Annotated in this window: 23 protein-coding genes and 1 tRNA gene; 15 read left to right on the forward strand and 9 right to left on the reverse strand. The window is 66.6% G+C overall.

The annotated features are described in order from the left end of the window. The first annotated feature begins 57 nt into the window (after positions 1 to 57). Genes HMH01_RS06315 through HMH01_RS06325 form a run of 3 tightly spaced genes read left to right on the forward strand, consistent with a single transcriptional unit; the run spans position 58 to position 3094 of the window. Entirely contained in the window at positions 58 to 1269 is a 1212-nt protein-coding gene (locus tag HMH01_RS06315) for an SAM-dependent methyltransferase (protein ID WP_171323494.1), read from the forward strand. 33 nt (positions 1270 to 1302) lie between these two features. Next, positions 1303 to 1758 carry a TrgA family protein gene (locus tag HMH01_RS06320; protein WP_171323496.1) on the forward strand — a complete coding sequence of 152 codons (456 nt, stop codon included), beginning with the start codon at positions 1303 to 1305 and terminating at the stop codon, positions 1756 to 1758. Positions 1759 to 1792: 34 nt separating this feature from the next. Beyond that, positions 1793 to 3094 (forward strand): MFS transporter, encoded by a 1302-nt coding sequence (locus tag HMH01_RS06325; RefSeq protein ID WP_171323498.1) that lies wholly within the window; start codon positions 1793 to 1795, stop codon positions 3092 to 3094. 1 nt (position 3095) lies between these two features. On the opposite strand, the gene HMH01_RS06330 is transcribed toward HMH01_RS06325, so the two are convergent. From HMH01_RS06330 to HMH01_RS06340, 3 genes are read right to left on the reverse strand one after another with little or no spacing between them, the layout of a single operon-like run. Then, complete coding sequence (locus HMH01_RS06330) at positions 3096 to 3884, reverse strand: SDR family NAD(P)-dependent oxidoreductase (protein WP_343035156.1); 789 nt, start codon at positions 3882 to 3884, stop codon at positions 3096 to 3098. A gap of 3 nt (positions 3885 to 3887) precedes the next feature. Further along, on the reverse strand, positions 3888 to 4565 hold the full coding sequence (locus tag HMH01_RS06335) for a DUF6134 family protein (protein ID WP_171323500.1): 678 nt from the start codon (positions 4563 to 4565) through the stop codon (positions 3888 to 3890). 3 nt (positions 4566 to 4568) lie between these two features. Beyond that, positions 4569 to 5207 carry a ChrR family anti-sigma-E factor gene (locus HMH01_RS06340; RefSeq protein ID WP_171323501.1) on the reverse strand — a complete coding sequence of 213 codons (639 nt, stop codon included), beginning with the start codon at positions 5205 to 5207 and terminating at the stop codon, positions 4569 to 4571. A 133-nt stretch (positions 5208 to 5340) separates the two neighbouring features. Here HMH01_RS06340 and HMH01_RS06345 point away from each other — a divergent pair, with 133 nt between their 5' ends. The 4 genes from HMH01_RS06345 (at position 5341) to HMH01_RS06360 (ending at position 8427) form a co-directional block, all read left to right on the forward strand. Next, positions 5341 to 6483: an NUDIX domain-containing protein gene (locus tag HMH01_RS06345; RefSeq protein ID WP_171323502.1), complete on the forward strand. Its 1143-nt coding sequence runs from the start codon at positions 5341 to 5343 to the stop codon at positions 6481 to 6483. Positions 6484 to 6519: 36 nt separating this feature from the next. After that, positions 6520 to 7557, forward strand: coding sequence for a cysteine synthase A (locus tag HMH01_RS06350; RefSeq protein ID WP_171323503.1), 1038 nt, complete (start codon positions 6520 to 6522; stop codon positions 7555 to 7557). A 3-nt stretch (positions 7558 to 7560) separates the two neighbouring features. Beyond that, positions 7561 to 8283: an alanyl-tRNA editing protein gene (locus HMH01_RS06355; protein WP_171323504.1), complete on the forward strand. Its 723-nt coding sequence runs from the start codon at positions 7561 to 7563 to the stop codon at positions 8281 to 8283. A gap of 54 nt (positions 8284 to 8337) precedes the next feature. Beyond that, positions 8338 to 8427 (forward strand) — tRNA-Ser (locus HMH01_RS06360). A 351-nt stretch (positions 8428 to 8778) separates the two neighbouring features. On the opposite strand, the gene HMH01_RS06365 is transcribed toward HMH01_RS06360, so the two are convergent. From HMH01_RS06365 to cysK, 5 genes are all read right to left on the reverse strand, one after another. Then, positions 8779 to 9066: a type I restriction-modification system subunit M N-terminal domain-containing protein gene (locus HMH01_RS06365; protein ID WP_216366766.1), complete on the reverse strand. Its 288-nt coding sequence runs from the start codon at positions 9064 to 9066 to the stop codon at positions 8779 to 8781. Next, entirely contained in the window at positions 9063 to 10013 is a 951-nt protein-coding gene (locus HMH01_RS06370; RefSeq protein ID WP_216366767.1) for an N-6 DNA methylase, read from the reverse strand. Before HMH01_RS06370 ends, HMH01_RS06365 begins: the two co-directional genes overlap by 4 nt. Before the next feature lie 402 nt (positions 10014 to 10415). After that, positions 10416 to 11909 carry a pyridoxal phosphate-dependent decarboxylase family protein gene (locus HMH01_RS06375; RefSeq protein ID WP_171323505.1) on the reverse strand — a complete coding sequence of 498 codons (1494 nt, stop codon included), beginning with the start codon at positions 11907 to 11909 and terminating at the stop codon, positions 10416 to 10418. Between the two features lie 142 nt (positions 11910 to 12051). Next, a complete protein-coding gene (locus HMH01_RS06380; RefSeq protein ID WP_246237286.1) occupies positions 12052 to 12588 on the reverse strand; it encodes a hypothetical protein in 537 nt (178 codons plus the stop codon). A 62-nt stretch (positions 12589 to 12650) separates the two neighbouring features. Further along, entirely contained in the window at positions 12651 to 13736 is a 1086-nt protein-coding gene (gene cysK / locus HMH01_RS06385) for a cysteine synthase A (protein ID WP_171323507.1), read from the reverse strand. A 211-nt stretch (positions 13737 to 13947) separates the two neighbouring features. Here cysK and HMH01_RS06390 point away from each other — a divergent pair, with 211 nt between their 5' ends. Beyond that, the gene (locus HMH01_RS06390) at positions 13948 to 15498 is read left to right on the forward strand and encodes a winged helix-turn-helix domain-containing tetratricopeptide repeat protein (RefSeq protein ID WP_171323509.1); all 1551 of its coding nucleotides are present in this window, start codon (positions 13948 to 13950) and stop codon (positions 15496 to 15498) included. Positions 15499 to 15756: 258 nt separating this feature from the next. Here the strand turns inward: HMH01_RS06390 and HMH01_RS06395 are convergent, their stop codons facing one another. Next, positions 15757 to 16836: an NAD(P)H-dependent flavin oxidoreductase gene (locus HMH01_RS06395; RefSeq protein WP_171323511.1), complete on the reverse strand. Its 1080-nt coding sequence runs from the start codon at positions 16834 to 16836 to the stop codon at positions 15757 to 15759. A gap of 472 nt (positions 16837 to 17308) precedes the next feature. Between HMH01_RS06395 and HMH01_RS06400 the strand changes: the two genes are divergently transcribed. The 7 genes from HMH01_RS06400 (at position 17309) to HMH01_RS06430 (ending at position 24997) form a co-directional block, all read left to right on the forward strand. Then, positions 17309 to 18829, forward strand: a complete 1521-nt coding sequence (locus tag HMH01_RS06400) for an ABC transporter substrate-binding protein (RefSeq protein ID WP_246237287.1) — start codon at positions 17309 to 17311, stop codon at positions 18827 to 18829. A gap of 68 nt (positions 18830 to 18897) precedes the next feature. Beyond that, positions 18898 to 19875 carry an ABC transporter ATP-binding protein gene (locus tag HMH01_RS06405; RefSeq protein ID WP_171323515.1) on the forward strand — a complete coding sequence of 326 codons (978 nt, stop codon included), beginning with the start codon at positions 18898 to 18900 and terminating at the stop codon, positions 19873 to 19875. Continuing rightward, on the forward strand, positions 19872 to 20840 hold the full coding sequence (locus HMH01_RS06410; RefSeq protein WP_171323517.1) for an ABC transporter ATP-binding protein: 969 nt from the start codon (positions 19872 to 19874) through the stop codon (positions 20838 to 20840). Before HMH01_RS06405 ends, HMH01_RS06410 begins: the two co-directional genes overlap by 4 nt. Next, entirely contained in the window at positions 20831 to 21766 is a 936-nt protein-coding gene (locus HMH01_RS06415) for an ABC transporter permease (protein ID WP_171323519.1), read from the forward strand. The genes HMH01_RS06410 and HMH01_RS06415 overlap by 10 nt, the downstream gene beginning before the upstream one ends. Beyond that, positions 21763 to 22650 carry an ABC transporter permease gene (locus tag HMH01_RS06420; protein ID WP_171323521.1) on the forward strand — a complete coding sequence of 296 codons (888 nt, stop codon included), beginning with the start codon at positions 21763 to 21765 and terminating at the stop codon, positions 22648 to 22650. Before HMH01_RS06415 ends, HMH01_RS06420 begins: the two co-directional genes overlap by 4 nt. 2 nt (positions 22651 to 22652) lie before the next feature. Further along, positions 22653 to 23591, forward strand: a complete 939-nt coding sequence (locus HMH01_RS06425) for a sugar phosphate isomerase/epimerase family protein (RefSeq protein WP_171323523.1) — start codon at positions 22653 to 22655, stop codon at positions 23589 to 23591. Continuing rightward, positions 23588 to 24997: an alkaline phosphatase family protein gene (locus HMH01_RS06430; protein ID WP_171323525.1), complete on the forward strand. Its 1410-nt coding sequence runs from the start codon at positions 23588 to 23590 to the stop codon at positions 24995 to 24997. The genes HMH01_RS06425 and HMH01_RS06430 overlap by 4 nt, the downstream gene beginning before the upstream one ends. The last annotated feature ends 40 nt before the right edge of the window (positions 24998 to 25037 follow it).

A 25037-nucleotide genomic window follows, 5' to 3' on the forward strand; every position in this document is an offset into this window, starting at 1 on the left:
GCGGGCAGCCCTTCCCCCACTACAACCCCTTCAGAAGACTTGCGGAGTGACGACAGAATGACCGTGTTGACGAGTACGAAGGGCCAGTCGGACCTGCCACGCTGGTTCCAGACAAGCTTTTCCGTGATCTCGCGCATGCGTGCCGGCACCTTCGACATCGTGCTGCCCGACGGGCGCACCTTCCGGGCCCAGGGGGCAGAGCCGGGGCCGCATGGCGTGCTCGAGGTGCACGAGCCGGCGCTGTTCACCCGCGTCGCCCGCGACGGCGAGCTTGGCTTCGCCGAGGCGTACATGGACGGATGGTGGGACACCCCCGACCTGATGGCGCTGATGGACATGCTGCTGATGAACAACGACGAGATCGGCCGCTCCTTCCCCGGTGCCGGTATCGTCCGCGCCTATGAACGCATGCGCCACTGGATGAACGCGAATTCCAAGCGGCAGGCGAAGAAGAACATCTCCTACCACTACGACCTGGGCAACCAGTTCTATTCCACCTGGCTGGACGAGACGATGACCTATTCCTCGGCTCTGTTCGACGCCCCGGCCGAGGATCTTGCCGCCGCCCAGACCCGGAAATACGCCTCGATGTGCGACCGTATCGGCGTCTCGGAAGGGGACCACGTCCTCGAGATCGGCTGCGGCTGGGGCGGCTTCGCCGAGTATGCGGCAGCCCATCGGGGGGCCAGGGTGACGGGCCTGACCATCAGCCGCGAGCAGCACGACTTCGCGCGCGAACGCATCTTCCGCGCCGGCCTGAACGAACGGGTGGAGATCGTGCTCCGCGACTACCGCGACGAGACGCGCGCCTTCGACGGCATCGCCTCGATCGAGATGTTCGAGGCGGTGGGCGAAAAATACTGGCCGGTCTATTTCGACTCCGTCCGCGACCGCCTGCGCCCCGGCGCGCAGGCCACGCTCCAGATCATCACGATCCAGGACCGGCTGTTCGACGGCTACCGGCGCGGCGTCGATTTCATCCAGAAATACATCTTCCCCGGCGGCATGCTGCCCAGCCCCGAGGCGCTGCGCCAGCAGATCGAACGCGCGGGGCTCGACCTGACCGGCTCGATCGAGTTCGGGCAAAGCTATTCGGACACGCTCAGGATCTGGCACGACAAGTTCAACGACCGCTGGGGCGAAATATCGGCGCTCGGTTTCGATGACCGGTTCCGGCGGATGTGGAACTTTTACCTCACCTCCTGCGCCGCGTGTTTTAGGTCTGGCACAACAGACGTGACCCAGATTAGCATGAGGCGGCCCGCGTGAGAGTTGCGGGTATCGAACGGGGAGTCACTGTTCATGCCCACCGCAGCACGGCTTGTCGCGGGAATGGCGCTGGCGGCCGCGGCCGCCGCAATGGTGCTTGTCCTTATCTACGCCTATCCCGACGAACGCTTCGACCGCTGGACCACCGATTTCCTGATGGTCTTCGGCGCGGTCGGCTTCCTCGTGGGCTGGAAATCCCTCGGCCGCAAGGTCGAGACAGAGGGCCGGACCGGCATCATCCTCGGGATCCGCGCCGCCGTCACGGCGACCATCTGGATCGCCTTCGTGCTGGCCATCATCACCGTCTGGCGCAACATCTTGGATGCGGACTTCCAGGGGGCGGACCCGATGGACGCGGTGCTGCAACTCGCGGACAAGACGGTGGAATATCTCTCCTTCGTGCTGCATCCGCGGGTGGCGGGGATCGGCCTGTTCCTGGGCGTCGTCGTGGGCGTTCTGACCCGCAACACCCATCACCGCTGGAACTGAGCCGGCCGGGATCGTGCCGGGCGGGGGCCGCCTGATGCGGCTGCCCCGGTCGCTGCTCGCGGCCTATGCCGCGCCCTCGCTGCCGCTCGCGGCGATGTATTTCCCGGTCTATGTTTTCCTCGCGGAATACTACGCCTCGGATTTCGGCTTCTCGCTCGGCTTCATCGGCGCGGCCTTCATCGCCGTGCGGCTCTTCGATGCGGTCAGCGATCCGGCGATGGGCCTTCTGTCAGACGGGTTGCGCACCCGATGGGGCCGCCGCCGGATCTGGCTGGCCATCGGCTGCCCGATCGTGATGGTGTCGGTCTGGTGCCTGTTCGTGCCGCCCGTGGACGTGAACCGGACCTGGTTCGTGACCTTTCTCTTCCTGCTGACGCTGGGCTGGACGGTGATGCTGACCCCCTATTTCGCCTGGGGGGCGGAAATCACCGGCGATTATGCCGAACGCGGCCGGGTCGCCATCTGGCGCGATTCCATCGGCCTTGTGGGCACCATCCTGGCGGCCATCCTCTACACCGCAGGCGGCACCGCGGCGGCGGGCATGACGCTGGTCGCCGCCGCAATCGTGCTGATGCTGCCCGCAAGCGTCATCTGGTGCCTGCGCGTCGTCCCCGAGCCCCGCGACTGGAGCCGTGAGCGCGCCACCGACCTGCGCGACCTGATCCGCGTGATCCGGGCAGAACCACTCTTCCTGCGGCTGCTCGGCGCCTATTTCATCAACGGCGCGGCCAACGCGCTGCCCGCCACGCTGTTCCTGTTCTTCGTGGAATACCGCCTCGGCGCGCCGGGGCAGGGCGGGCTGCTGCTCGTGCTCTATTTCGGCGCCGCGGTCGCCGCCGCGCCGTTCTGGACCTTTGCCCTGCGCCGGATCAGCAAGCACCGGCTCTGGTGCCTGGCGATGATCTATGCCGGGATCATCTTCTCGGTGGCGCTGACGCTGGGCGAGGGGGACATCGCCGCCTTTGCCGTGATCTGCGTCCTGTCGGGTGCCGCGCTGGGCGCGGACCTGGCGCTGCCCTCGGCCATGCAGGCGGATCTTGTGGATCTGGATACCGCGCGCTCGGGCCGCCAGCGCACGGGCGCCTTCTTCGCGCTGTGGTCGCTCGCGACCAAGTTCGCGCTGGCGCTCTCGGGCGGGCTTGCGCTGATCCTGCTCGAATTCGCGGGCTTCGAGGCGAATGCCGCGAACACGGGGACCGCGCTCCTGTCGCTGGCGCTGCTCTATGCGGCGGCGCCGATCGCGCTCAAGGCGATCGCGGTGGCGATGATGTGGCGCTTCCCGATGGACGAGGCGGCGCAGGCGGCGCTGAGGCAGCGGATCGAGACCCGCGCCTGACCTACAGCTTGTCCCAGCCCAGCGCCTTGCGCACGACCCAGATATAGGCGCGGTTGGGCAGCAGCCCGATGGTCTTCAGGATCAGCGCGAAACGCCGCGGAAAGGCCAGCTCGAAGCCGGGCTTCTTCAGCCCCTCGACGATCCGCGTCGCGGCCTCGTCGGGCTGCATCAGGAACGGCATGTCGAACTCGTTCACCGACGTCGCCTCGGTCGCGACGAAGCCCGGGTTGATGACGGTGATCCGAACGCCCAGCCCCACCAGGTCCATCGCCAGCGCCTCGCACATGGCGATCAGCCCGGCCTTGGTCGCGGAATAGACCGCTGCATCGGGCAGACCCCGGTAGCCCGCGACCGACGCCGTGATCGCCAGGTGCCCGTCGCCCCGCGCGATCATGTGCTCGAGAAGCGGCTCAAGCGCGTTGGTCACGCCCTTCAGGTTCACGTCCAGCATCTGCGCCGCCGTGTCCGCGCGGAAATTCTGCGCCCGCATCGGCGTGTAGATGCCCGCGTTCAGGATCGCCAGCGCCAGCGGCCCTTCGGCCGTGATCCCGGCCACGCAGGCGGCCATGCGCGCGGCATCCGCCACATCGCCCGGCATCGGCACGATCCGCCCCGGCCCGGTCGCTTCCGCCGCCAGCAGTTCCAGCTTTTCGGCCGAGCGGGCGGTCGCATAGACCGTCCAGCCCTCGGCCGCCAGCCGCAGGGCCACCGCACGGCCGATCCCGCCCGACGCGCCCGTGATCCACGCCGCGCCATCGGCGGGGCGCATCACCTTCGAGAACACACCCACGCCCTAAAGCAGCCCGGCCAGGTCGCGCCCACGCTCGGCCAGCACGAAGCGGGCCTGTTCGCCCCGCGCCTCGAAACGGTTGCCGACCCATTCGCCCTGCGCATCGTAGAACAGGTCCAGCACCCCGATATCGCCGCGCACGGCCCAGCTTTCGGCCTCGGTCGCGCCACCCGGCACCGGCACTTCCGTCCGCCCCGCGGGCTGCGCCGAGATGTCGAGCGGCTTGCCGTCCTGGGTTGAAATCCACTCGTCGCGCTTGAGAAAGCTCTTCGCCCAGTAGGTCGTCGTCGCGGGCTCTCCCTCGACCGGGCCGCTGTAGCCGCTGCCATCCACCATCAGCACGCCGCCCTGGCGCGTCACGCTGACCCGATGCGCCTCGCCATCGTCGTCGGTGCGTCCCTCAAGCGCCTGGAGCCGCCCGTCGACCCACACCTCCCGCGAGGACAGCGTGTAGCGATAGGCCGGCAGGCCCAGGATGCGCACCGCGATGTCGATATCCACCGCCACGTCCAGCCGCGACCCGTCGCGGGTCACGTCCAGCACCTGCCGCCCGATCTGCGAGGATCCGCGGTACAGCTCGAATACCCGCGGCCCGGTCGAGGCGCGCAGCGGCAACGGTGCCGCCAGCACCATGGCCGCGGCGCCCGCGCTGCCCAGGATCTGCCGTCTTCCGATATGCATGGCCTACCTCGTGAACAGGTTCAGCGCACGGCCCACCGGCCCGGTAAAGCGCAGGCCGCCGGTCATCACCACCAGGCAATAACAGACCTCGTCGCCCACGACCCGGGGGTTGTGCTCGTCGTTGTGGTCCGCGATCGCCACGTCGCCGCGGCGGAACCGCTTGCCGTGATCCTCCATCTCGCCCGACAGGATCAGCGTGGCTTCCTCGCCCTCATGGGTATGATGCCAGATCCCCGTGCCGGGCTTGACCCGCAGCAGGCTCACATGCTCGCCCTCGTAGCCGTCAAGCTCGAATTCGGACAGGCCGGGAATGCGGAACTTCCAGTTCAGGTCGCCCAGCCTTGTCCCCAGCGCGCGCCGCACCGGCATCGGCAGCGGCGTGCCGGGATCGGCGGGCAGCCGCGGCTCGGGCACACCCGCCTCGATCGCGGCCAGCGCCGCGTCGAGCGAGGGCGCCTTGATCCCCTGCGCGGCCTCCTGGTCCATCATCACCGCGGCACCCAGCGCCTCGAACCGGTCCACCTGCTTCCGGCAGGCCGGGCAATAGGTCAGGTGGGACGCGACAAGCAGGCTCATGCCCTCGCTCAGCGCGCCGCTCGCATAGGATGCGAGATGCTCTTTCGTCGGATGTCCCACCAGCATGACTTGCCTTCGTCCTGTGACTTGTGCACCTGATACGCGCGATCCGCCTGGCCGGATCACCGTGCAGCCCCCTTTATCGTGATGCGAAGGGTAATGTCGGCGCGTGGATTATCAAGCGTGGCAGGAGCAACTGTTGAGCACCCCGATATTCGTCTACGGCACCCTGCGCGACCCCGACGTCCTGGCCCTGGCCCTCGGCCCCCTGACCTGCCGCCTGGCGCCGGTTTCCGCCCATCTGCCCGACCACATCGCCCTTCGCGCGGCGGGCGGGCCGTTCCCGGCGCTCAGGCCGCGCAAGGGCGCGCGGGCCGAGGGGCTGCTGCTCGCGCCGATGGATGACGAAATCCGGGACGCGCTCGACGTCTTCGAAGGCGCGTTCGCCTTTTCTCTCGTGCCCATGCGGGTCGTCACCCATGATGGCCCTGTCGAGGCGCTGGTCTTCGAGCCCGCCGGAACCGTGGCAGACACCGGGCAGCCCTGGCTGCTCGAGGACTGGCAACGGGACGACAAGCCGCTGATGCTCGCCATGTCGCGCGAGGCGGTGCTCGGCGCGGGAATGCCGGGCGGCATGCTGCGCCGCGCCATCGCGCGCGTTAACGCCACCGCCGAAGGGCAGGGGCCGCGCCACCTGCGCAGCGATTTCGGGCCGGGCGCCATCGCCGATCACCGCGTCGCCCGCCTGTCCACCGGCTTCTTCGCCCTCGAGGAACATCACTTCCGCCACCGCCTCCATGCGGGCGGCCACAGCGAGTCGGTCCGGCGCGAGGTCTTTGTCACCGGCGATGCCGTCACCGTGCTGCCCTGGGACCCGAAGCGCGACCTGGTCCTGCTGATCGAACAGGTCCGGGCGGGGCTTCTCGGGCGGGGCGATCCGAACCCCTGGAACATCGAGGTGATCGCGGGCCTGATCGACACCCGCGAGACCCCCGAGGAAACCGCCCGCCGCGAGGCGATGGAAGAAGCCGGCCTCACGCTGGGCCGGATCGAGCGCATCGCCGGCTACTACGCCTCTCCCGGCGCGGTCAGCGAGTATCTCACCAGCTTCGTGGCCGAGGCGGATCTGGGTAGCCATGCCGCCGGCCTCCACGGTCTCGATGGCGAGCACGAGGATATCCGCACCCTGATCCTGCCCCGCGAAGAGGCGATGCAGGCCATCGCCTCGGGCGAGGCGCGCAACGCGCCGCTTCTTCTGTCGCTGATGGGGCTCGAACGTCTGCGCCCCACGCTTGGGCCGCGCTGGACCGGCGCGGTTGCAGGCGGCGCCTGCGCGGACTAGGAAGGAACAGGTTCAAACAGACGCCGGAGCGCTGCGATGCCCGTCACCCCCGATCTTGCCTCAGCCATCGGCAACACGCCCCTGATCCGGCTCAACAAGGTCTCGGACGAGACCGGCTGCGAGATCCTCGGCAAGGCGGAGTTCATGAACCCCGGCCAGTCGGTCAAGGACCGCGCGGCCCTGGGCATCATCCGCGCCGCCATGGAAGACGGCTCGCTCAAGCCCGGCGGCACCATCGTCGAGGGGACGGCCGGCAATACCGGCATCGGCCTTGCGCTGGTCGGCGCCTCGCTCGGCTTTCGCTCGGTCATCGTGATCCCCGAAACCCAGAGCCAGGAAAAGAAGGACATGATCCGCATCGCCGGCGCCCAGCTGGTGGAAGTGCCGGCCGTGCCCTACCGCGATCCCAACAACTATGTCCGCTATTCCGGCCGGCTGGCAAAGGCCATCGCCGCGGCCGACCCCAGGGGCGCGATCTGGGCCAACCAGTTCGACAACACCGCCAATCGCGACGCCCATGTCGCCACCACCGGCCCCGAGATCTGGGACCAGACCGGCGGCGCCGTGGACGGCTTCGTCTGCGCCGTGGGCTCGGGCGGCACGCTGGCGGGCGTGGCGCAGGCCCTGCGCGCGCGAAAGCCCGGCATCCGCATCGGCCTTGCCGACCCGATGGGCTCTGCGCTCTATCACTACTACGCCCATGGCGAGCTGAAGTCCGAGGGGAGTTCCCTGACCGAGGGGATCGGCCAGGGTCGCATCACCGCCAATCTCGAGGGGCTGGCGGTGGACGCGCCCTACCAGATCCCCGACGACGAGGCGCTGACCCATATCTACGACCTGCTCGCCGACGAGGGGCTCTGCCTCGGCGGCTCTTCCGGCGTGAACATCGCCGGCGCCGTGCGCATGGCCCGCGACATGGGGCCGGGCCATACCATCGTGACCATCCTGTGCGACTACGGCACCCGCTACCAGGCCAAGCTCTACAACCGCGCCTTCCTGACCGAAAAGGGCCTGCCGTTGCCGCGCTTCCTGTCGCGCGACGCGCGCGACCTGCCCGACGTGGCCGAGGGCTGAGCCATGAGTGCGACGATGCCGCTTTTCCGCGCCGATCCCTACCGGCGCGAGGCCGAGGCGACCGTGCTGTCGGCTTCGCCCGAGGGGATCGTGCTGGACGCAAGCCTCTTCTACCCCACCGGCGGCGGCCAGCAGGGCGACAGCGGCACGCTTTTCTGGGACGGCGGCGAGACCCCGATCGAGACGACGCGCAAGGATGGCGAGGCCATAGTTGCCATACCTTTGCCATACGCAAAGCTGCCACTTTCTGGCACCACCGTGCGGCAGGTCATCGACTGGGAAAACCGCCACCGGATGATGCGGATTCACACTGCGCTGCACCTCCTGTCGGTGGTGGTGCCGCTGCCCGTCACGGGGGGTCAGATCACCCCGGAAAAGGGCCGTCTAGACTTCGACATGCCCGACGCCCCCGAGGATCGCGACGCCATCGAGGCGCGGCTCAACGCGTTGATATTGCAGGACTACCCCGTGGCCGAGGACTGGATCACGGATGCCGAGCTCGAGGCGAACCCGGGGTTGGTCAAGACGATGTCCGTCAAGCCCCCCATGGGCAGCGGCCGCGTGCGCCTCGTGCGCATCGGCAGCGTGGATGCCCCCGTGGATCTCCAGCCCTGCGGCGGCACCCATGTCCGCTCCACCGCCGAGATCGGCCCTATCTCCTTGGGAAAGATAGAGAAAAAAGGCCGCCAGAACCGCCGCATCTCGCTCCACCTCGGCGCCGCCTGACCCGCCCGACCCCCCTTGCATCGCGCCCCCGCCTTCGTGTAGCAAGTCCCCGACGGAGAGGTGGCCGAGTGGTCGAAGGCGCACGCCTGGAAAGTGTGTATACGGGAGACCGTATCGAGGGTTCGAATCCCTCTCTCTCCGCCACTCGCCCCTGAGAAACCGTTCTCCCGATCCGGCTGTGGCCGGATTTTTCCGTGTTTTCAAAGGGATTTCCGGTGTGGGCTGAACACCGCCTTATCGGCATTTGCTCCAAAATCCGTTCTCTCGGCCGGTTTTTCTCCGGACCTGATGACTGCGCCGATTTAGTGAATTTCTCGCAATGCATTGTAAGTAATGGATTTTTCCGTAGGCCAGCCTAAACACCTCGACTGGAGTCGCGTTCGGCGAAATGGAACAGAAATCGAACGTTCGCCGGTCCGTATGTCTCGCGCAGTTTGCCAGTTGCTACCGTGCGGCACGCGCCAAAATTCTGCAGGATGGGCTGGAAGCGGTCGTTCAGTCGCATCGCGGTCCTAGGTCGCCAAGTGGACTGCGGCGCACGTGCCCTGAGGCAGCGGTTTCGGGAATGACGAAGCGGTCGTTGGCGGTGGCGGTCGCGTAGCCTTCGTCCCCGGTTTCATGGAGTGCTTGCTGGTAATCTCCGTCCCAGACGCCGGACAGGCGTTTGAAGAACAGCAGCGGGAAGATGTACTGCTTGTAGTCGCTGGCATCGATGAGACCGCGCAGCAGGGTTGCCGCGCCCCAGAGATAACTTTCGAGTTCGCGTTGGGTCAGCTCGCTCATTGCAGCCACCCCCCTTCGACCAGCACCTTGCGCAGGTGATCTTCGGCAGCGCGAGCGTCGGCCAGCGCTGTCTTAAACGCCTCGACGGCTTCGGGCAGCGGCGGGATGTCCTGGCCAATGGGCGGCAGGACGTAGCGCGAGATGTTCAGGGTCCAGCCTTCCTTCTTGATCTCGTCCAGCGTCGCCACCTTGGCGCGATCCTCGACATCCTCGAAGGCGCGGTACCAGTCGACGATCTGGTTGCTGTGCTCCTGATCGAGGAAGTTCTGCGCCCGGCCTTTGCGGAACAGGCTCGAGGCGCCGATGATCAGGACCTTGTTCTTGCGGGCCTCGGGCTTCTTGCGGCGCAGGATGACGACACACCCAGCCAGCTGCGTCCCGTAAAACAGGTTCGGCGCAAGGCCGATGACCGCCTCGACCATGTCCTTTTCCAGCAGGGCCTGCCGGATCGAGCCTTCGGCCGACTTCCGAAACAGCGCGCCCTGCGGCAGGACGACGGCCATGCGGCTGTTCCCGGTGGGCGCCATGGATGCGATCATGTGCTGGACAAAGGCATAGTCGCCGTAGCTTTCGGGCGGGATGCCGTACCGGGCGCGGCTCCAGGGGTCGGCCTCCCACAGGTCACGCCCCCATTCCTTGAGCGAGAATGGCGGGTTCGCGATCACGCAGTCGAAGGTGGCAAGACCGCCGGTGCTGGAATCCGTGAAGGCCGGGTTCCGCAAGGTGTCCTCACGGGCCACCTGGAAGTCCTCGATCCCGTGCAGGACAAGGTTCATCCGCGCGATCGCGGCCGTGGTCAGGTTCTTCTCCTGGCCGTAGATCTTGCCGTAGAAGGTGCGCGGATCGCCGCCCTTGCGCATCACATGCTCGATAGCCCCGAGCAGCATGCCACCCGTGCCGCAGGCGGGGTCATAGATGCTCTCGCCTTCCTGGGGATCGAGGATCATGCACGTTCTCGTCGCGGGGAAAATCGTTCACCAGCCGCCCCTGCGCACGGTCGTCACGCCTGCGCGACGGGGGTTTCTGACATTGTTGGCGTAGTGGCATGCGTTCCCGTCGTGGAATACAGTTGGGAGTTTCAGGCACGGGCAGCGGATGAATTGGCGCTGTTGCCAGATGGATCGGTGATAGTCGAGATGATGGGTGACTATGCTGTCATGCGGGACCAGACACGATTGTGTAACAATCCGCAGGCATTAATTTTCCGATGACCGCAGCATGCGGCGATTGTAGATCAGCCTGACATCTTTTTCTGATAGAAGCCGGATTTATTCGTTTCTTCACCCCAGGGCCTTCTCACAGCGTGAGACATCGCCGTTCATGATATCCACGGCGCGTTCGGTTGAAATTCAGGGGCAGTCAAGAACGATCTGGCCAGTCAGCGTCGCCCCCAGTCTTGCAACCTCGTCGATCAGGATATCCAGATCGGCGCGAGTCGTTCGATGGTTGTTGATGGCCGCGCGCAGACAATGTCGGCCGTGCACCGTCGTGTCCGACACGGCGGCGACGCCGGTCTCCTGCATCTTCACCATGATCTCCGTATTCAATGCCTTGAGCACCGGCTCCGGCAGCCCGCCCGGGTCGTATCGAAAGCAGACGATATTGATGGCAGTCGGAAAACAGATGTGGAGATCAGGGGTCGCCGAAATCCGCTCGGCCAGATAGCGGGCATGGGCGAGGTCCTGATCGATCAGTCGGCCGAACTTGGCGACGCCATGCTCCTCGATCGCCATCCAGACCTTGAGCGCGCGGAACCCGCGCGAGGTCTGCAGACCGAAATCGTGCAGCCACTCACCCGAGGCAATGCCGCGCGGCGCGGTCTTCAGATATTCCGGCGTCAGGGTAAAGCTGCCGAAATGCGACTCCGCATCCCGGACCAGGGCGCACCCCACCTCGAAGGGAGCATGCAGCCATTTGTGCGGGTCGAGCGCGATGGAATCGGCGCGCGCGATCCCGCGCACCAGCGCACCGCCTTCTGGCGCTATCGCCAGCAGCGCACCGATGCAGCCGTCCACGTGAAACCACAGACCCTCGGCGGCGCACACATCCGCGATCGCCTCCAGATCGTCGATGGCGCCGGTGTTCACCGTGCCGGCGGTTGCGATCACGCAGGCGGGCTGCAAATCTTCAGCCTTGTCGCGGGCGATCGCCGCGCGCAGGGCGGCCACGTCCATCCGGCAGGCCGCGTTCGATGCAACCCGGCACAGCGCCCGGTTGCCCAGCCCCATCGCCTCCACCGCGATCTGGTGGCACGAATGGATCTGGTCCGAACCGTAGAACCGCAGAGGTGCCTTCAGGGCGCCGACCCCCAGGTCGCGCAGGTCGATGCCGGACATCCGGTTGCGCGCCACAATCAGCGCGATCAGGTTGGCCATGGATCCGCCCGAGACCAGCGTGCCGCTGGCCGACGCGGGATAGCCCATCATCTCTTTCAGCCAGTTGACGACCTGCTTGTCGATTTCGGCAGCGGCATGGTCGCCGCCGCCGAGGTTCGAGCCAAGAACGGCGGCCAGAAAGTCGCCCAACGCCCCGGTGAAATTGCTCGTCCCCATGTACCACATCCAGAACCGCGGATGGATGTTGCCCATAGGGTAGGGCAGCATGTTGGTGACGAGATCGTCATAGACCTGTCCCAGCGGTCGTCCCTCTTGCGGCACCGGACTGCGGAACCGTGCGCGCACTTCCGGCGGCATGTCCTGCCAGAGTGGGCGTTCGCGAACGTCTCGGGTATAATCGATGGCGTTGTCGACAATGCGATGGGCGGCAGCGCGCACCCCCTCCCAATCCGCCGGGTCGAGGGTCTCGGTCCGGACGGCCTCTGCTTTCTCTATATTCGCGGTCATGGTTCGCGTTTCCGAAATGGGAGGTTTGTCATCAGGAACTGCAAGCAGGACGCGGCCTCAAGCCGCATTCGCGTTGCCTGACCGGCCCGAGAGCGAGCGGTCCTTTCCCCCCGATCGGACTAGGCGGCGGCGCCGCCGCAGATCACTGCGCCGGGTCTTGTGCCTCGATCGGCGCCATTACATGCCAGAGCGGCGTGTCGCCCCACATGACATAAGGGCCGCCCGCATAGGGATCGTGCGGCAGGTTTGCCACCATCTCCTTGGTCGGGAAAAGCAGCATGAGGTGAGGACCTTCCTCGATCCACATGCCGCCATCGTTCTGATCCGTCGCCATCGGATCGTCGTTATTGACCATCGCATCGCCGGCCAGCATGTAGGAAACCCCGATAACGTCGGTCGAAAATTCTCCGCCGGACGACATGGCTTTCATCCACTTCATCCAGACGGCGTCGTTGCACATGGGGTTGGTGTCGTCGGGGATCAGGGGGACCCCGGGGAAACAGACCCATCCATTCGTCCCTTCCCGCAGGACCGTCCCGTCGAGGTCGAGGAACGTCGCTTCTTCGGTAATATTGGTTGGCGCTGCCGTCTCCGCTCGCGCGATCTTTTCGGCGGCGGTGTCGGCATTGGCTGCTGAAGTTCCAAGAGCGACGATGGCGCCCAAGAGTGCGCCGGTCATGGCAAACTGACTTGTCTTACACATTGTCGATACTCCTTTTTGCGATGTGATCGATTGCTGTTTCACTCCGGGGCCAGTTGGTATCCAGGCGTGGACCGCGACAGCGCGGTTTCCTCCTCGGTCATGTCCTCGGGGATCGACGCGAACAGCGGCGTCGACATATACCGCTCGCCCGTGTCGGGCAGCATGCAGAGGATCACGGTCCCGGGCTCGGCCCGTTCGGCGATTTTCATGGCGACAGCGAAGGTCGATCCGCCCGAGACGCCTGTGAGGATGCCCTCCCGTTGCGCAAGTTTCTGGGCGCACGCGATGCCGTCGGCGCCGGCGACAGGCATCAACTCGTCATAGAGCCGGTCGTCGACCGCCTCCTGCAGCACATGGGGAATGAAATCAGGGGTCCAGCCCTGAATCGGGTGCGGTTCGAAGGCGGGGTGGCTTTCGGCGGGCGAGTGATCTGAATTGCGGGCCTGCACATGGCCACTGCCCAGAAGCTGCGCATTGGCCGGTTCCGACAGGACGATCTTCGTCTCCGGCCGCTCCCGGCGCAGAACCCGGCCCACGCCCGTCACCGTGCCGCCCGTGCCGTAGCCGGTGACCCAGTAATCCAGCCGTTTGCCGGCGAAATCGGCGAGGATCTCGCGCGCTGTCGTATTCTCGTGAATCCGGGCGTTGGCCTCGGTCTCGAACTGGCGCGCCAGGAACCAGCCATTCGCCTCGGCCAGTTCCACCGCCTTGCGATACATGCCAAGGCCCTTTTGATCGCGCGGCGTGAGCACCACCTTGGCGCCCATCATCCGCATCAGCTTGCGGCGCTCGACCGAAAAGCTGTCGGCCATCGTCACCACCAGCGGATAGCCCTTCGCCGCGCAAACCATGGCCAGCCCGATGCCGGTATTGCCCGACGTCGCCTCTACCACCGTCTGGCCCGGACTCAGGCTTCCGTCCTGCTCGGCCTCCTCGATGATGCTGAGCGCGAGGCGGTCCTTGACCGACCCGGCCGGGTTGAACGCCTCGACCTTCACGTAGATGTCTACCCCCGCCGGAGCGAGCGCATTGATCCTGATCGCGGGCGTGTCTCCGATTGTCTCGAGGACGCTGGCGAAAAGCCTGCCGCGTCCCTGCGTCGTGCGTCTCGTCATGGCGTCCATTGGTCTTCTCCATTCTGGTTGCGTCGAAAGTGGCGTTTCCCGCAGACGCATTCATGGTCTCAAGGTCGCTTAGGGCTCGCGCGCGCATAGGGTCTGTCATCCAGAGCACGGCGCTCTCGTCTCCGGTTATGTTGAACCGTCCGGACCCGGAAAGCTTGACGGACCTCTGAAGATTTCCTGTAGCGGTCATCTTTTTGCCCTATGCTGTGTCATGACATGGGCATTCGGAGATTTCCGGCTCGATCCGAAGCGCTTCCAGCTCAGCCGCGGCGTCGAACCGGTGCGGCTGGAGCCGCAGGTGCTGTCCATGTTGATCCATCTGGTCCGAAACCGCGATCGCCTGGTGACGAAAGACGAGATAGTGGCCGCCGTCTGGCAGGGGCATGATGTGTCGGACGCCAGCATTTCCAGCCGGATCCGCTCGGTACGTCAGGCGGTCGGCGACGACGGCGCGCGGCAGAGCGTCATCCGCACTGTTCATGGTCGGGGGTTCCGCTTCGTTGCCGAGGCGAACATCGTGCCGTCCGGGCATGCGGCTTCCGAGGGTGTTGCCCACCCGTCGCCCGATCACCCGGGCGGCCGCCCCTCCATCGCCGTGTTGCCGTTCCAGCCATTGGGCATCGCGCCCGAACTTGCGATCATGGGAGACGCGATTCCGCATGAGATCATCGAGGCGTTGTCGCGGCTGCGATGGCTAGCGGTGATCGCGCGCGGCTCATCCTTCCGCCTCCGGCAGGTCGCCACCGATCTCGATCTGGTGTCGACGGCGCTTACGGCGCGCTATGTCCTGTCCGGAATCATCGAAAGCCCCGGACGCAGCGTCGCCGTAACGCTGGAACTGGCGGATACCAGCTCACGAGAAATCATATGGGCCGACCGGCTCGTCGCCCCTGTCGATGACATCGCCGACCTGAGGGCGCGAATTGTGGCGCATGTGGTGACGGCGCTGGACACACACGTTCCACTCAATGAGGCGCGCCTCGCGCGATTTGACGACCCTGCCGACCTCGATGCCTGGGCGCACTATCACATCGGCTTGGGACATCTCTACCGCTTCACGGCGACCGACACCGCGCTTGCGCATGCCTGCTTCGAACGGGCGGTCAAGGCGGATCAGCAATTCGCGCGGGCGCATGCGGGGCTGTCTTTCACCAGCTTCCTCGACGCTTTCCTGCGCCTGACCCCTGATCCGGCGGTGGCGACCCGCAATGCACGATGCCACGCCGAGCGCGCTCTGGAACTGGACGCTCTCGACCCGTTTGCAAATTTCACCATGGGCCGTTCGTTCTGGCTGACCGATGAACCCGAAGTCGCGGCCGACTGGCTGACGCGCGCGACCACGCTGAACCCCAACTATGCGCAGGGTTTCTACGCCGCAGCCTTCACCGAGATGCTGACCGGAAATGCGTCCGCGACCTTCGAGGGTCTCGATACCTCGCTGCGTCTCAGTCCGCTGGACCCGCTGCTTTACGGCGTTCACGGCGTCCGTGCACAGATGCTGATCCAGCAGGAGGACGATCAGGGGGCCGCCCGCTGGGCAGACCGCGCCGCGACCACCGTCGGCGCACACTATCTCATCGCCATGATCGCGCTCGCTGCAAACGGGCTCGCCGGTCGACACGTTCAGGCTGCCCGCTGGCGCCAGAAGGTCCGTCAACTCAAGCCAGACGCCACGGCGGCGGATTATTTCGCCGCTTTTCCCACACGGGACGGGGCTTCCCGTACGCGCATCGCGGCGGAACTGCGGCGGCAAGGTTTCTGATCCCGATACTTCGTTGCTCTAGATCGCAGGAGCTACGGTTGCTTTCAATGAATTGGCCTCGGGTGATAAGCCAGATCAGTTCCGGCCCCCCGTTGTCAGGATAAGTCGGCTAGCATGCCTGCTGCCCGCTGCGCCCCATCCCGCGCAACTGGCAGGGCGATGCGCGGTGAGTTCAGTTCTTCCAGCATCGCCTGAAAGCCGGCGCCGTGCGGTCAACTGAGACTGGTTCGCATTGTTCCGGCCGCGCTCTCTGGGCTTCTAGCGGTTCGGCCCCCGCACCAGAAGCTCGAGTGCCTGATCGGCAAGGTTGCGGGTGAGGTCGCCTGCCGGCATCGCGCGACACAGCCCCGCGGACTGGCCCGACCAGAGCGACATGAAATCCTCTGATCCCCTGGGCTCGGAAGCCGATCGCAGCGGTGCGAGAGCGCCGCCCGCCAGCGGGAACTGCGGCGCGTCCGCGGCGATGGGGCCCACATCGCGCATGATGCGATTGACGATGCCGCGGGCCGGCCGTCCGGTGAAGACGTTCGTCATTGCCGTGTCGCGATCGGCGCCGGCAGCAAGGGCGCGGCGATGGGGCTCCGCGATGGTGGCCTCCGGCGTGAACAGGTAGGCCGTCCCGATCTGCACCGCAGAGGCGCCCAGCATGAAGGCCGCCGCGATCCCGCGCCCGTCGGCGATGCCGCCCGCCGCGATGACCGGCACGCGCACCGCGTCGACGATCTGTGGCACGAGCGAAAGCGTCCCTACCTGCGTCGCGATGTTCTCGGTGCGGAACATGCCGCGGTGCCCACCGGCCTCGGCACCCTGCGCGATGATTGCGTGGCATCCCTCCGCCTCCAGCCACCGCGCCTCGTCGACGGTGGTGGCCGAGGACAGGATCCTGGCGCCCGTCGCGCGTACCCGGTCCAGCAGGCGCTGCTCCGGCAGGCCGAAATGGAAGCTGACGACCTCCGGGCGCAGCTCCTCGACCAGCGCGCAGAACTCCTCGTCGAAAGGCGCGCGGTTCGACGCGGGAACCGGGGCGTTCGGGTCGAGACCGTACTCCCTGTAGTACGGCTCGAGCCTGTGCCGCCACTGCGCCTCGCGCGCGGCATCGGGCGTGGCCGGAAGGTGGCAGAAGAAATTCACGTTGATCGGTCGCGCGGTCCGCTGGCGAATGATGCCGAACTGGGTGCGCAACTGGTCCGGTCGGAGCAGCGCGCAAGGCAGCGAGCCGAGCCCCCCCGCCTCGGCCACCGCAACGGCCAGATCCGATAATCCGGCGCCCGCCATCGGCGCCTGGATGATTGGCAGCTCTATGCCGAACAGGTCCTGGATCCGTCGATCGGGCCACATGCCTTGTCCTCCCGTCAGTCCCTAGCGCCTGGCCAGAGTGGCCCACCGCGACCAGAAACAAAAGCACTGCCTGACGTGCCGATCCGTTCACCGTCGCCTGCACGACAAGGCGATGCCAGAAGCGTGCCGGAAAAGGCCGTTAATCTGTGCACAGGAAGCCGATGGCGTTCGCAGGCGAACTGCGCCTGGGGCGAGACGAGGAATTTGCAACCACCGTCCTGGCCTTTCGAGGAGGGGCTGCATATCCACGATCCCCTCGAAGTGCGGCTGGATCAGGCGCTTCTTCCGCTCGGCCTTAATCAAGATGGCCGACCGTTATGGATCTGTAACAGAAGCGTTGCTCAGGCTTCATGGACTCGACACCCGAATGTAGTCTCGTGCCCGTACGTCCGGATGTATTCGCCGACAACCGGAGATCCCAATGTTACAGCGTCTCAAGAATAGTCTTGCTGCAACCGCGCTATCACTTTGCATGGTGTTGCCCGCCTATGCGCAGGACAGCCGGCCCGACCTTACCGTGGCCGTCAATTCGTTGCCTGGATCCCTCGAGGGGATCGAGGAAATGGGCAACGTCGCTGTTCGGATTACCTATTCCGTCTTCGACAGCCTGATCCGTCGCGACTTTCTTGCCGATGGTTCGGGCACCGCGTCGAAGCTGGTGCCCGGCCTTGCCGAAAGCTGGACCCGCATCGACGACCGCACCCTGGAGCTCAAGCTGCGCGAGGGCGTCAAGTTCCACGATGGATCCGAGCTGACCTCGGACGACGTCGTCTTCAGCTTCAACGCCGGTCGCGGCCATGGTCACGACCCGCTGATCGGTGCCGCGAACCGCTTCATGCTGACGATCAGCCATATCGAGCCCGTGGACAAATACACCGTGCGCGTCGTTTCCAAGGAGCCCGACGTGCTGCTTGAACAGCGGCTGGCCGGATACGCCTTCTGGGTCGTCGAGAACCGGTCCTACATGCTGCAAGGCAAGGATGCCTTCGCGCGGAACCCCGTTGGTACCGGTCCGTTCAAGATGGCCGAATGGGTCGACGGCGAATACATCCGCCTCGAGGCGCATGACGACTATTTCGGCGGCCGTCCGACGGCGAAATCGGTCACCTTCGTCGAGGTTCCGGAGGTTTCGGCCCGGATCGCAGGCCTCGTGTCAGAGGAATACGACATCGCCGTGAACATCCCGCCGGACCAGGTGCCGACGATCGAATCCTACGAGGATCTCAAGGTCGAGCAGATCGTTCTCGACAACACCCACATGCTGGTCTTCTACACCGATGGCCCGACCGCGCTGAAGGAGGTCCGGCAGGCCCTGTCCCTGGCGATCGACCGCGACCTGCTGCGCGAGGCGCTTTGGGGCGGCAAGAACTATACCCCGAACGGCCACCAGCTGCCGTCCTACGAGATGTACATCGAGGACTACCCGGCCTTCGAATACAATCCCGAGAAGGCACGCGAGATCCTTGCCGCGTCGGATTACGCCGGCGAGGAGATCGTCTACAAGCTGCCGCTCAACTATTACCTGCTGAGCCTCGAGGCCGCGCAGGCCATGCAGCAGATGTGGCGGGACGTGGGGCTCAACGTGACGCTGCAGCCGGTCGAGAACTCGAGCCAGGTCAACGATCCGAACGGCACGGTGCATATCCGCGCCTGGTCGAACACTCACCGCATCCCCGATCCCCTGGGCAGCTTCGTGCCGCAATGGGGCATCGACAGCTGGGTACAGCGCAACCGCGATCTCGCGTCGCGCAGCTGGGACGCGCCGCAGGAATTCAACGACCTGTTGCAGACGATCGTCGCCTCGACCGATTGGGACGAGCGCCAGCAGGCCTATCGCGACGCGCTGGACATCTGGATGGACGAGGCGCCCGGGACGATGCTGTACAACCCGCTCGAGACCTATGCGATGCGGGCCGACATCGGCTGGAAGCCCTACGGTCTCTATTACATGGACCTGCGTCCCTACAACCTGACCTTCGGCCTGACCCAATAAGGCCCGCACCAGGCCCCGGCGCATGGCGCCGGGGCCGTTCCCCGATGATATTCGAGGACCCTGCGCCCATGTTGTTGAGCCTCAACGCCCTGAACGTCGTCATCGACCGCCCGCACAGGGATCCGGTCATTCCGGTGCGCGGCGTATCGCTGCACCTCGAGGCCGGCGAGACGCTGGCACTGGTCGGCGAGTCCGGCTGCGGCAAGTCGATGACCTGTCTCGCGATCGCCGGGCTCCTGCCGAAGCGCGGACGCGTTGCCGGCGGCGCCATCGTGCTGGATGGCAAGGACCTCTCCACCCTGTCGCCGCGCGAAGCCGGCCGCCACCGTCGTGCCATCCTGGCCAGCGTGTTCCAGGACGCGACCGGCGGGCTCAACCCGGTCCGCAGCATCGGCTGGCAGGTGGCCGAGGCCGTGCGCCTGCGTTCCGGCGCGACCCGGTCCGAGGCGCAGGCCGAGGCAGTCCGGCTGCTGGGGCGCGTTGGCCTGCCCAATCCCGAAAGGCGGGCGCGGGAATTCCCGCACCAGTTTTCCGGCGGGATGAACCAGCGCGCGATGATCGCGCTGGCTATCGCGGGGCAGCCCAGGCTTCTGATCGCCGACGAGGCGACCACCGCGCTCGATGTAACGCTGCAGGCACAAATCCTCGACCTCATCGCCGATCTGCGCACGAGCCTCGGAATGGGAGTGCTGTTCGTGACGCACGACCTCGGCCTCGTGGCTCAGCACGCGGACCGGGTCTGCGTGATGTATGCCGGCAGCATCGCGGAAACCGCCGCGACAGCGGCCCTGTTCTCGCACCCGCGGCACCCCTACACCAGGGGCTTGCTGGCGTCCTTGCCGGACCCGTCCGGCCGCCGCGCGCGGTTGCAGGGCATCGAGGGGACCGTGCCGCCCATCGACGCGCTGCCGCCGGGCTGCGCCTTTGCGCCGCGCTGCCCCCGCGCCTCGAATGTCTGTGCCGAGCTGGTGCCCGAGCCTTTCGACGGCCGTGCCTGCCATCACCCGCTGGTGTCCGAGGTCATCCGCCAGGAGGAACCCGCATGACCGCTCTGCTAAAGGCACGCGGCCTGCGCAAGACCTATGCCACGCGCCGGGGCGGGTTCATGCGCGCGCCAACCCGCTTTGCCGCGGTCGATGGTGTCGACGTTACGCTCCTGCGGGGGCGCACACTTGGAATTCTCGGTGAATCCGGTTGCGGCAAGTCCACGCTGGCACGGCTTGTGCTGGGGCTGGCAGAGCCCGACGCCGGCACGGTCAACCTGGGTGGCGCAGCGATGCCCAGACCCGATACGCCGGAGTGGCGCAAGCTGCGGACCCGGCTGCAACTCGTTCAGCAGGATGCGGCCGGCGCGCTGGACCCACGGCTCCCGATCCGGGCGCAGGTGGCCGAACCGCTGGCGATACACGGCCGGGACCAGGCTGCCGCCGATGCCGTCCTGTCCTCGGTGGGCCTGAATCGCGCCATGGGCGCGCGTTTCCCGCACGAGCTTTCGGGCGGCCAGCTTCAGCGCGTGGTGATCGCGCGGGCGCTGGCACTCGACCCGGAAATCCTCGTGCTGGACGAACCGGTCTCGGCGTTGGACGTGTCGATCCAGGCGCAGATCGTGAACCTGATCGCCGATCTTCAGGCTGCGCGCGGGCTTGCCTACCTGTTCGTCAGCCATGACGTGAACGTCGTGCGCCACGTCTCCGACCGGATCGCGGTGATGTATCTGGGCCGCGTGGTCGAGGAGGCCCCGGCCGCCGCCTTCGGCGAGCGGGCGCGCCATCCCTACACCCGGGCGCTGCTGTCATCCGTCCCGGTGCCGGACCCCGCCCACCGGCGCGCCGGCGTCCCGCGCATCGGCGACCCGCCCGACCCCTCGGCGCCTCCGGGTGGCTGTCGCTTCCACCCGCGCTGCCCCCATGCGACCGATCTCTGCCGCGCCGAGGTGCCGCCCTTGCGCAGCCTGTCGGCTGGCCACGCCGCCGCCTGCCACCGGATAGAGGAAATCACCAAATGCGCCTGATCGCCGTCAAGCTGCTGCGCGCCGCGCTGACCTTGTGGCTTGTCCTGACCTTTGTCTTCTTCGTCCTGCGGCTCTCGGGCGACCCGACGACGACGCTTCTGCCCGACGACATCGACGAGCAGACGCGCGACTTCTATCGCGCGCTTTGGGGGCTGGACCGCCCGGTGTTCGAGCAATACTGGCGCTATCTCGCGGGGCTCTTGCAGGGCGATTTCGGCATCAGCTTCCGCAACAACGTCGATGCGTTCGAGCTGGTCTGGGACCGCGTGCCCAAGACGGCGCTGCTGGGCGGCACGGCGCTGGGAATGGCGCTTGTGCTCGGCATGCCGCTTGGAGTGCTCGCGGCGCTCTACCGCGACAGCTGGCTCGACCGGGTGGTGATGAGCGTCGCGGTCTTCGGCTTCTCGATGCCGAACTTCTTCCTCGGGATCCTGCTGATCCTCGTCTTCGCCATGCAGTTGCGGGTGCTGCCCTCGTCGGGGTCGGACACGATCTGGCATCTGATCCTTCCGGCCGCCACGCTGGGAACCGGCTTCGCGGCGCAGATCGCGCGCTACACGCGTTCCTCGATGATCGACGTTCTGGGCAAGCCCTACATGCGGACGGCCCGTTCCAAGGGGGCAGGGCCGGGGCGGCGGGTCACGGCGCATGCGCTGCCCAACGCCGCGATCCCGGTGGTCACGATCCTGGGCTTCAAGGTCGGCGAGTTGCTGGGCTGGGCCGTCGTTACCGAGACCGTCTTTGCCTGGCCCGGTATCGGGCGGCTGCTGACCAGCGCCGTGGCATCGAGGGACCTGGCCGTGGTGCAGTGCATCATGATCCTGCTGGCGGTGACGATGATAGCTGCCAACATGATCGTCGACCTGATCTACGGTTGGCTCGACCCGCGCGTGCGGGTCGGCGCAAGGGCTGGGGCCAGGGCATGAGCGTCGCACAGGAGCCGCTGGTCACCGGGCGCCGCTGGCGCGTCCTGACCTTCCTTGCCCGCACCCCCACGGCCGTCACCCTTGCGCTGGCCTGGATGACCCTCATGGCCCTGGTCATGGTGTTTGCGCAGGTGATCCAGCCCTACGCCTTCGATCAGGTGAACCTGATGGCCCGCATGGCCCCGCCGCAGCCGCTGGAAGGCGCCACATGGGCGCATCCGCTGGGGACGGACACACTGGGTCGGGACCTGATGTCGCGGCTGCTGGTGGCGACGCAGACCTCGCTGCTGCTGGCGGCGCTGGGCACATGCCTCGGTGCGGTCATGGGCGTGGCTCTGGGCTTCTGGGCGGCGCACAGGGGCGGCATCTGGGACGAGATCGTGATGGGCGCGGTAGATTTCCAGGCCGCGATGCCGTGGTTCATCATCGCGCTCGCGATCCTCGCCTTCATGGGCAATTCGATGCCCGTGTTCCTGCTGATCATGGCGCTCTACGGCTGGGAGACATATGCCCGCATTACCCGGGGGCTGGTGCTGTCGGCACGCGAACAGGGCTATGCGCAGGCGGTCCGCGCGCTGGGCGCACCGCCGCGCTGGGTCTATGTCCGGCACATCCTGCCCAACATTGCCGGTCCGCTGCTGGTGCAGCTTACGATAAACTTCCCCTCGACCATCCTCTTCGAGACATCGCTGTCCTTCCTGGGGCTGGGCATCCGCCCGCCCATGACCTCGCTCGGCCAGTTGCTGGGCGAGGGGCGCGACTATCTCATCAGCGCCTGGTGGCTCGCCGTGGTGCCTGGGATGACGATCTTCTTCACCACCCTGTCCATGTCGATCCTCGGCGACTGGCTGCGCGCCCGGCTCGACCCATCACTGGAGACCTGACCATGCCCGACCGGATCATCGCCTGCGGCTTCAACACAGGCGCCGCCGAAGGCGACCTCGAACGCCTTGCGAAACGCCTTGCCCACATGGAGGCGATAGGCTGCACCGGTGCCGAAATCACCGCCGTGGGCCTCGACGCCGTGATCTCCTGCCGGATGCTGCCGGATCGCGTGGCCCGGATCCGCGAGATCATGGCACGTCACGATCTGGCCTATTCCATGCATGCGCCCATCGCGATCAACCTGATGGACGAGGCGCACGCCGACCTGATGCAGCGCGCAGCGATCGTGTCGATGGAACTTGCGGCCGAGATCGGGGCGCGCGTCGTCGTGCTGCATCCCGGGCGTTGCCACCCGAAGGACCATGTGGACCGGCTGGACATGCTGCAGGCCTTCGAGATGGCGCAGCTGGGTCCGGTTGCGGACCGCGCCGCCAGCCTCGGGGTGCAGATTGCCTATGAGAACATCTCGCCCAACCGCCGTGTCGTCGCCGGGGAAGAAACGTCCTATTCCCTCGACCCGCGCGCGCTGGCGAACTTCCTGTCGCGTCTTGACCATCCGGCCGTGATGGCCTGTCTCGACATCAGCCACGCGCAGCAGGGTGCGGGGCTGTGGGGCTTCGACATGCTAGGCGCCTGCGAGGCGCTCGCCCCCTGGATCGGCCATATCCATTTCAGCGACAGCACCGGGGTCGCGGCCACGTTCCCGTGGACCCATGATGGCGAGCGGCATTTCTTCGGCGTGGGCGACATGCACGCGCCGCAGGGCCTGGGCGCGGTGGACTTCGCGGCGCTGGGCCGTCGGCTGCGTGTCCGCCCCGGGACGCGCATCGCAATCGAGATCAAGCGCAACTTCCTTGCCCATGCCGAGCAGGAGACGCTGGTCGCGGCCCGGAACTTCGCGGAACGCGTCAACGCCCTGCCGAGCGAGGCAGCGGCATGACCGTGTCACGCGTCGTTCTGGTGGTCTTCGACGGGCTTCGGCCCGACATGATTGCAGGCCGGATGCCCGAACTCGAGCGTTTCGCGCACGAGGCCCTGGACTTCACGGCCGCACGCTCGGTCTTTCCGTCGCTGACGCGGGTCTGCACGACGTCGCTGGCCACCGGCTGCTGGCCCGGTGCGCATGGCATCGTCGGCAACGCATTCCACGCGCGCGCCGTCATGGCGGACCGGGCCTGCGACACATCGAATTTCGATCACCTGGTCAGGATGGAAAAGGCGCTCGGCCGCGTCATCACCAGCGACACCCTGGGCGCGGCCCTGGTGCGGCACGGCAAACGCATGGGCGCGGTGCATTGCGGCTCGGCCGGTGCGGCGTTCCTTCTCAATCCGCTGGTGGCGGACCAGCCGGGGCACTGGACCTTTTCAATCCACGGCGAACACAAGACGCGCACGCCCGAGGCGGTGCGCCGCGCGGTGGAGGCATGCGGCCCGCTGCCGGGCACGGAAATTCCCAAACTCGATGTGTGTCGCTACGCCGGACGGGTCGCCGGGGCGCTGGCGCTGGGGCCGGATGGGCCGGATGTCACCGTTGTGTGGCTGCCAGAACCCGACACGTCCTATCACTACCGAAAGATCGGCTCAGATGAGGCGTACCAGGCGATGCGCGTGGCCGATACGGTCTTCGGCGAGATCGTTCATGCCATAAGATCGGGCCCCATGGGAGACGAGACGGCAATTGTCGCCCTGTCCGATCACGGGCAGATCGCCACGGTCGCCGAGGTCGACATCGCGACATACCTGCGCGAAGCCGGGCTACCTGCGTCGACGGAACCGGGCGATGATACCGTGCTCGCGATGACGCGTGGCGCGGCGGGCGAATTGCGCACCCTCCGCGACGACGCCGGATTGCTGTCGGCCACCGTCGACGCGCTGAACGCGCATCCCGAGATCGGGGTCGTCTTCGCCAGGGACGATCTGCCCGGAACGCTGTCGATGGATCTTGTGCACCATGTCCACGACCGCCGCCCGGACCTGTTCTATGTCATGCGCTCCGACGACCTTCCGGATCCCGCCGGATTGCCGGGTCGCCGCGCCCATGGCGGCGGTGTCCCGCTTGGCGGCGGCATGCATGGCGGGCTTCAGGAACGCGAGATGCATGTCGTCAGTCTCTGGCAGGTACCCGGCGGGCGCACCGGAAAGGACGATGCGCCCACCGCGCTTGTCGACATCGCGCCGACGGTCGCCTCGTTGCTTGGACTGCCGTTCGAGGCGCAGGGCCGCGCCCTGCCGATCCTGGCGCCAGAGCCCGAGACGGCCGAGACCCTGCAAACCACCATTGGCCAGTCGATCCTCCTGCGCCGCCGGATCGGCGACAGGATCTATCTCGACCGATTGGCGACCTAGCGCCTCGTGCGGTGGCGAAACCCGCTAGGGTAGAACGCCA

Source organism: Halovulum dunhuangense, assembly GCF_013093415.1.
GTDB classification, from domain to species: Bacteria; Pseudomonadota; Alphaproteobacteria; order Rhodobacterales; family Rhodobacteraceae; genus Halovulum; species Halovulum dunhuangense.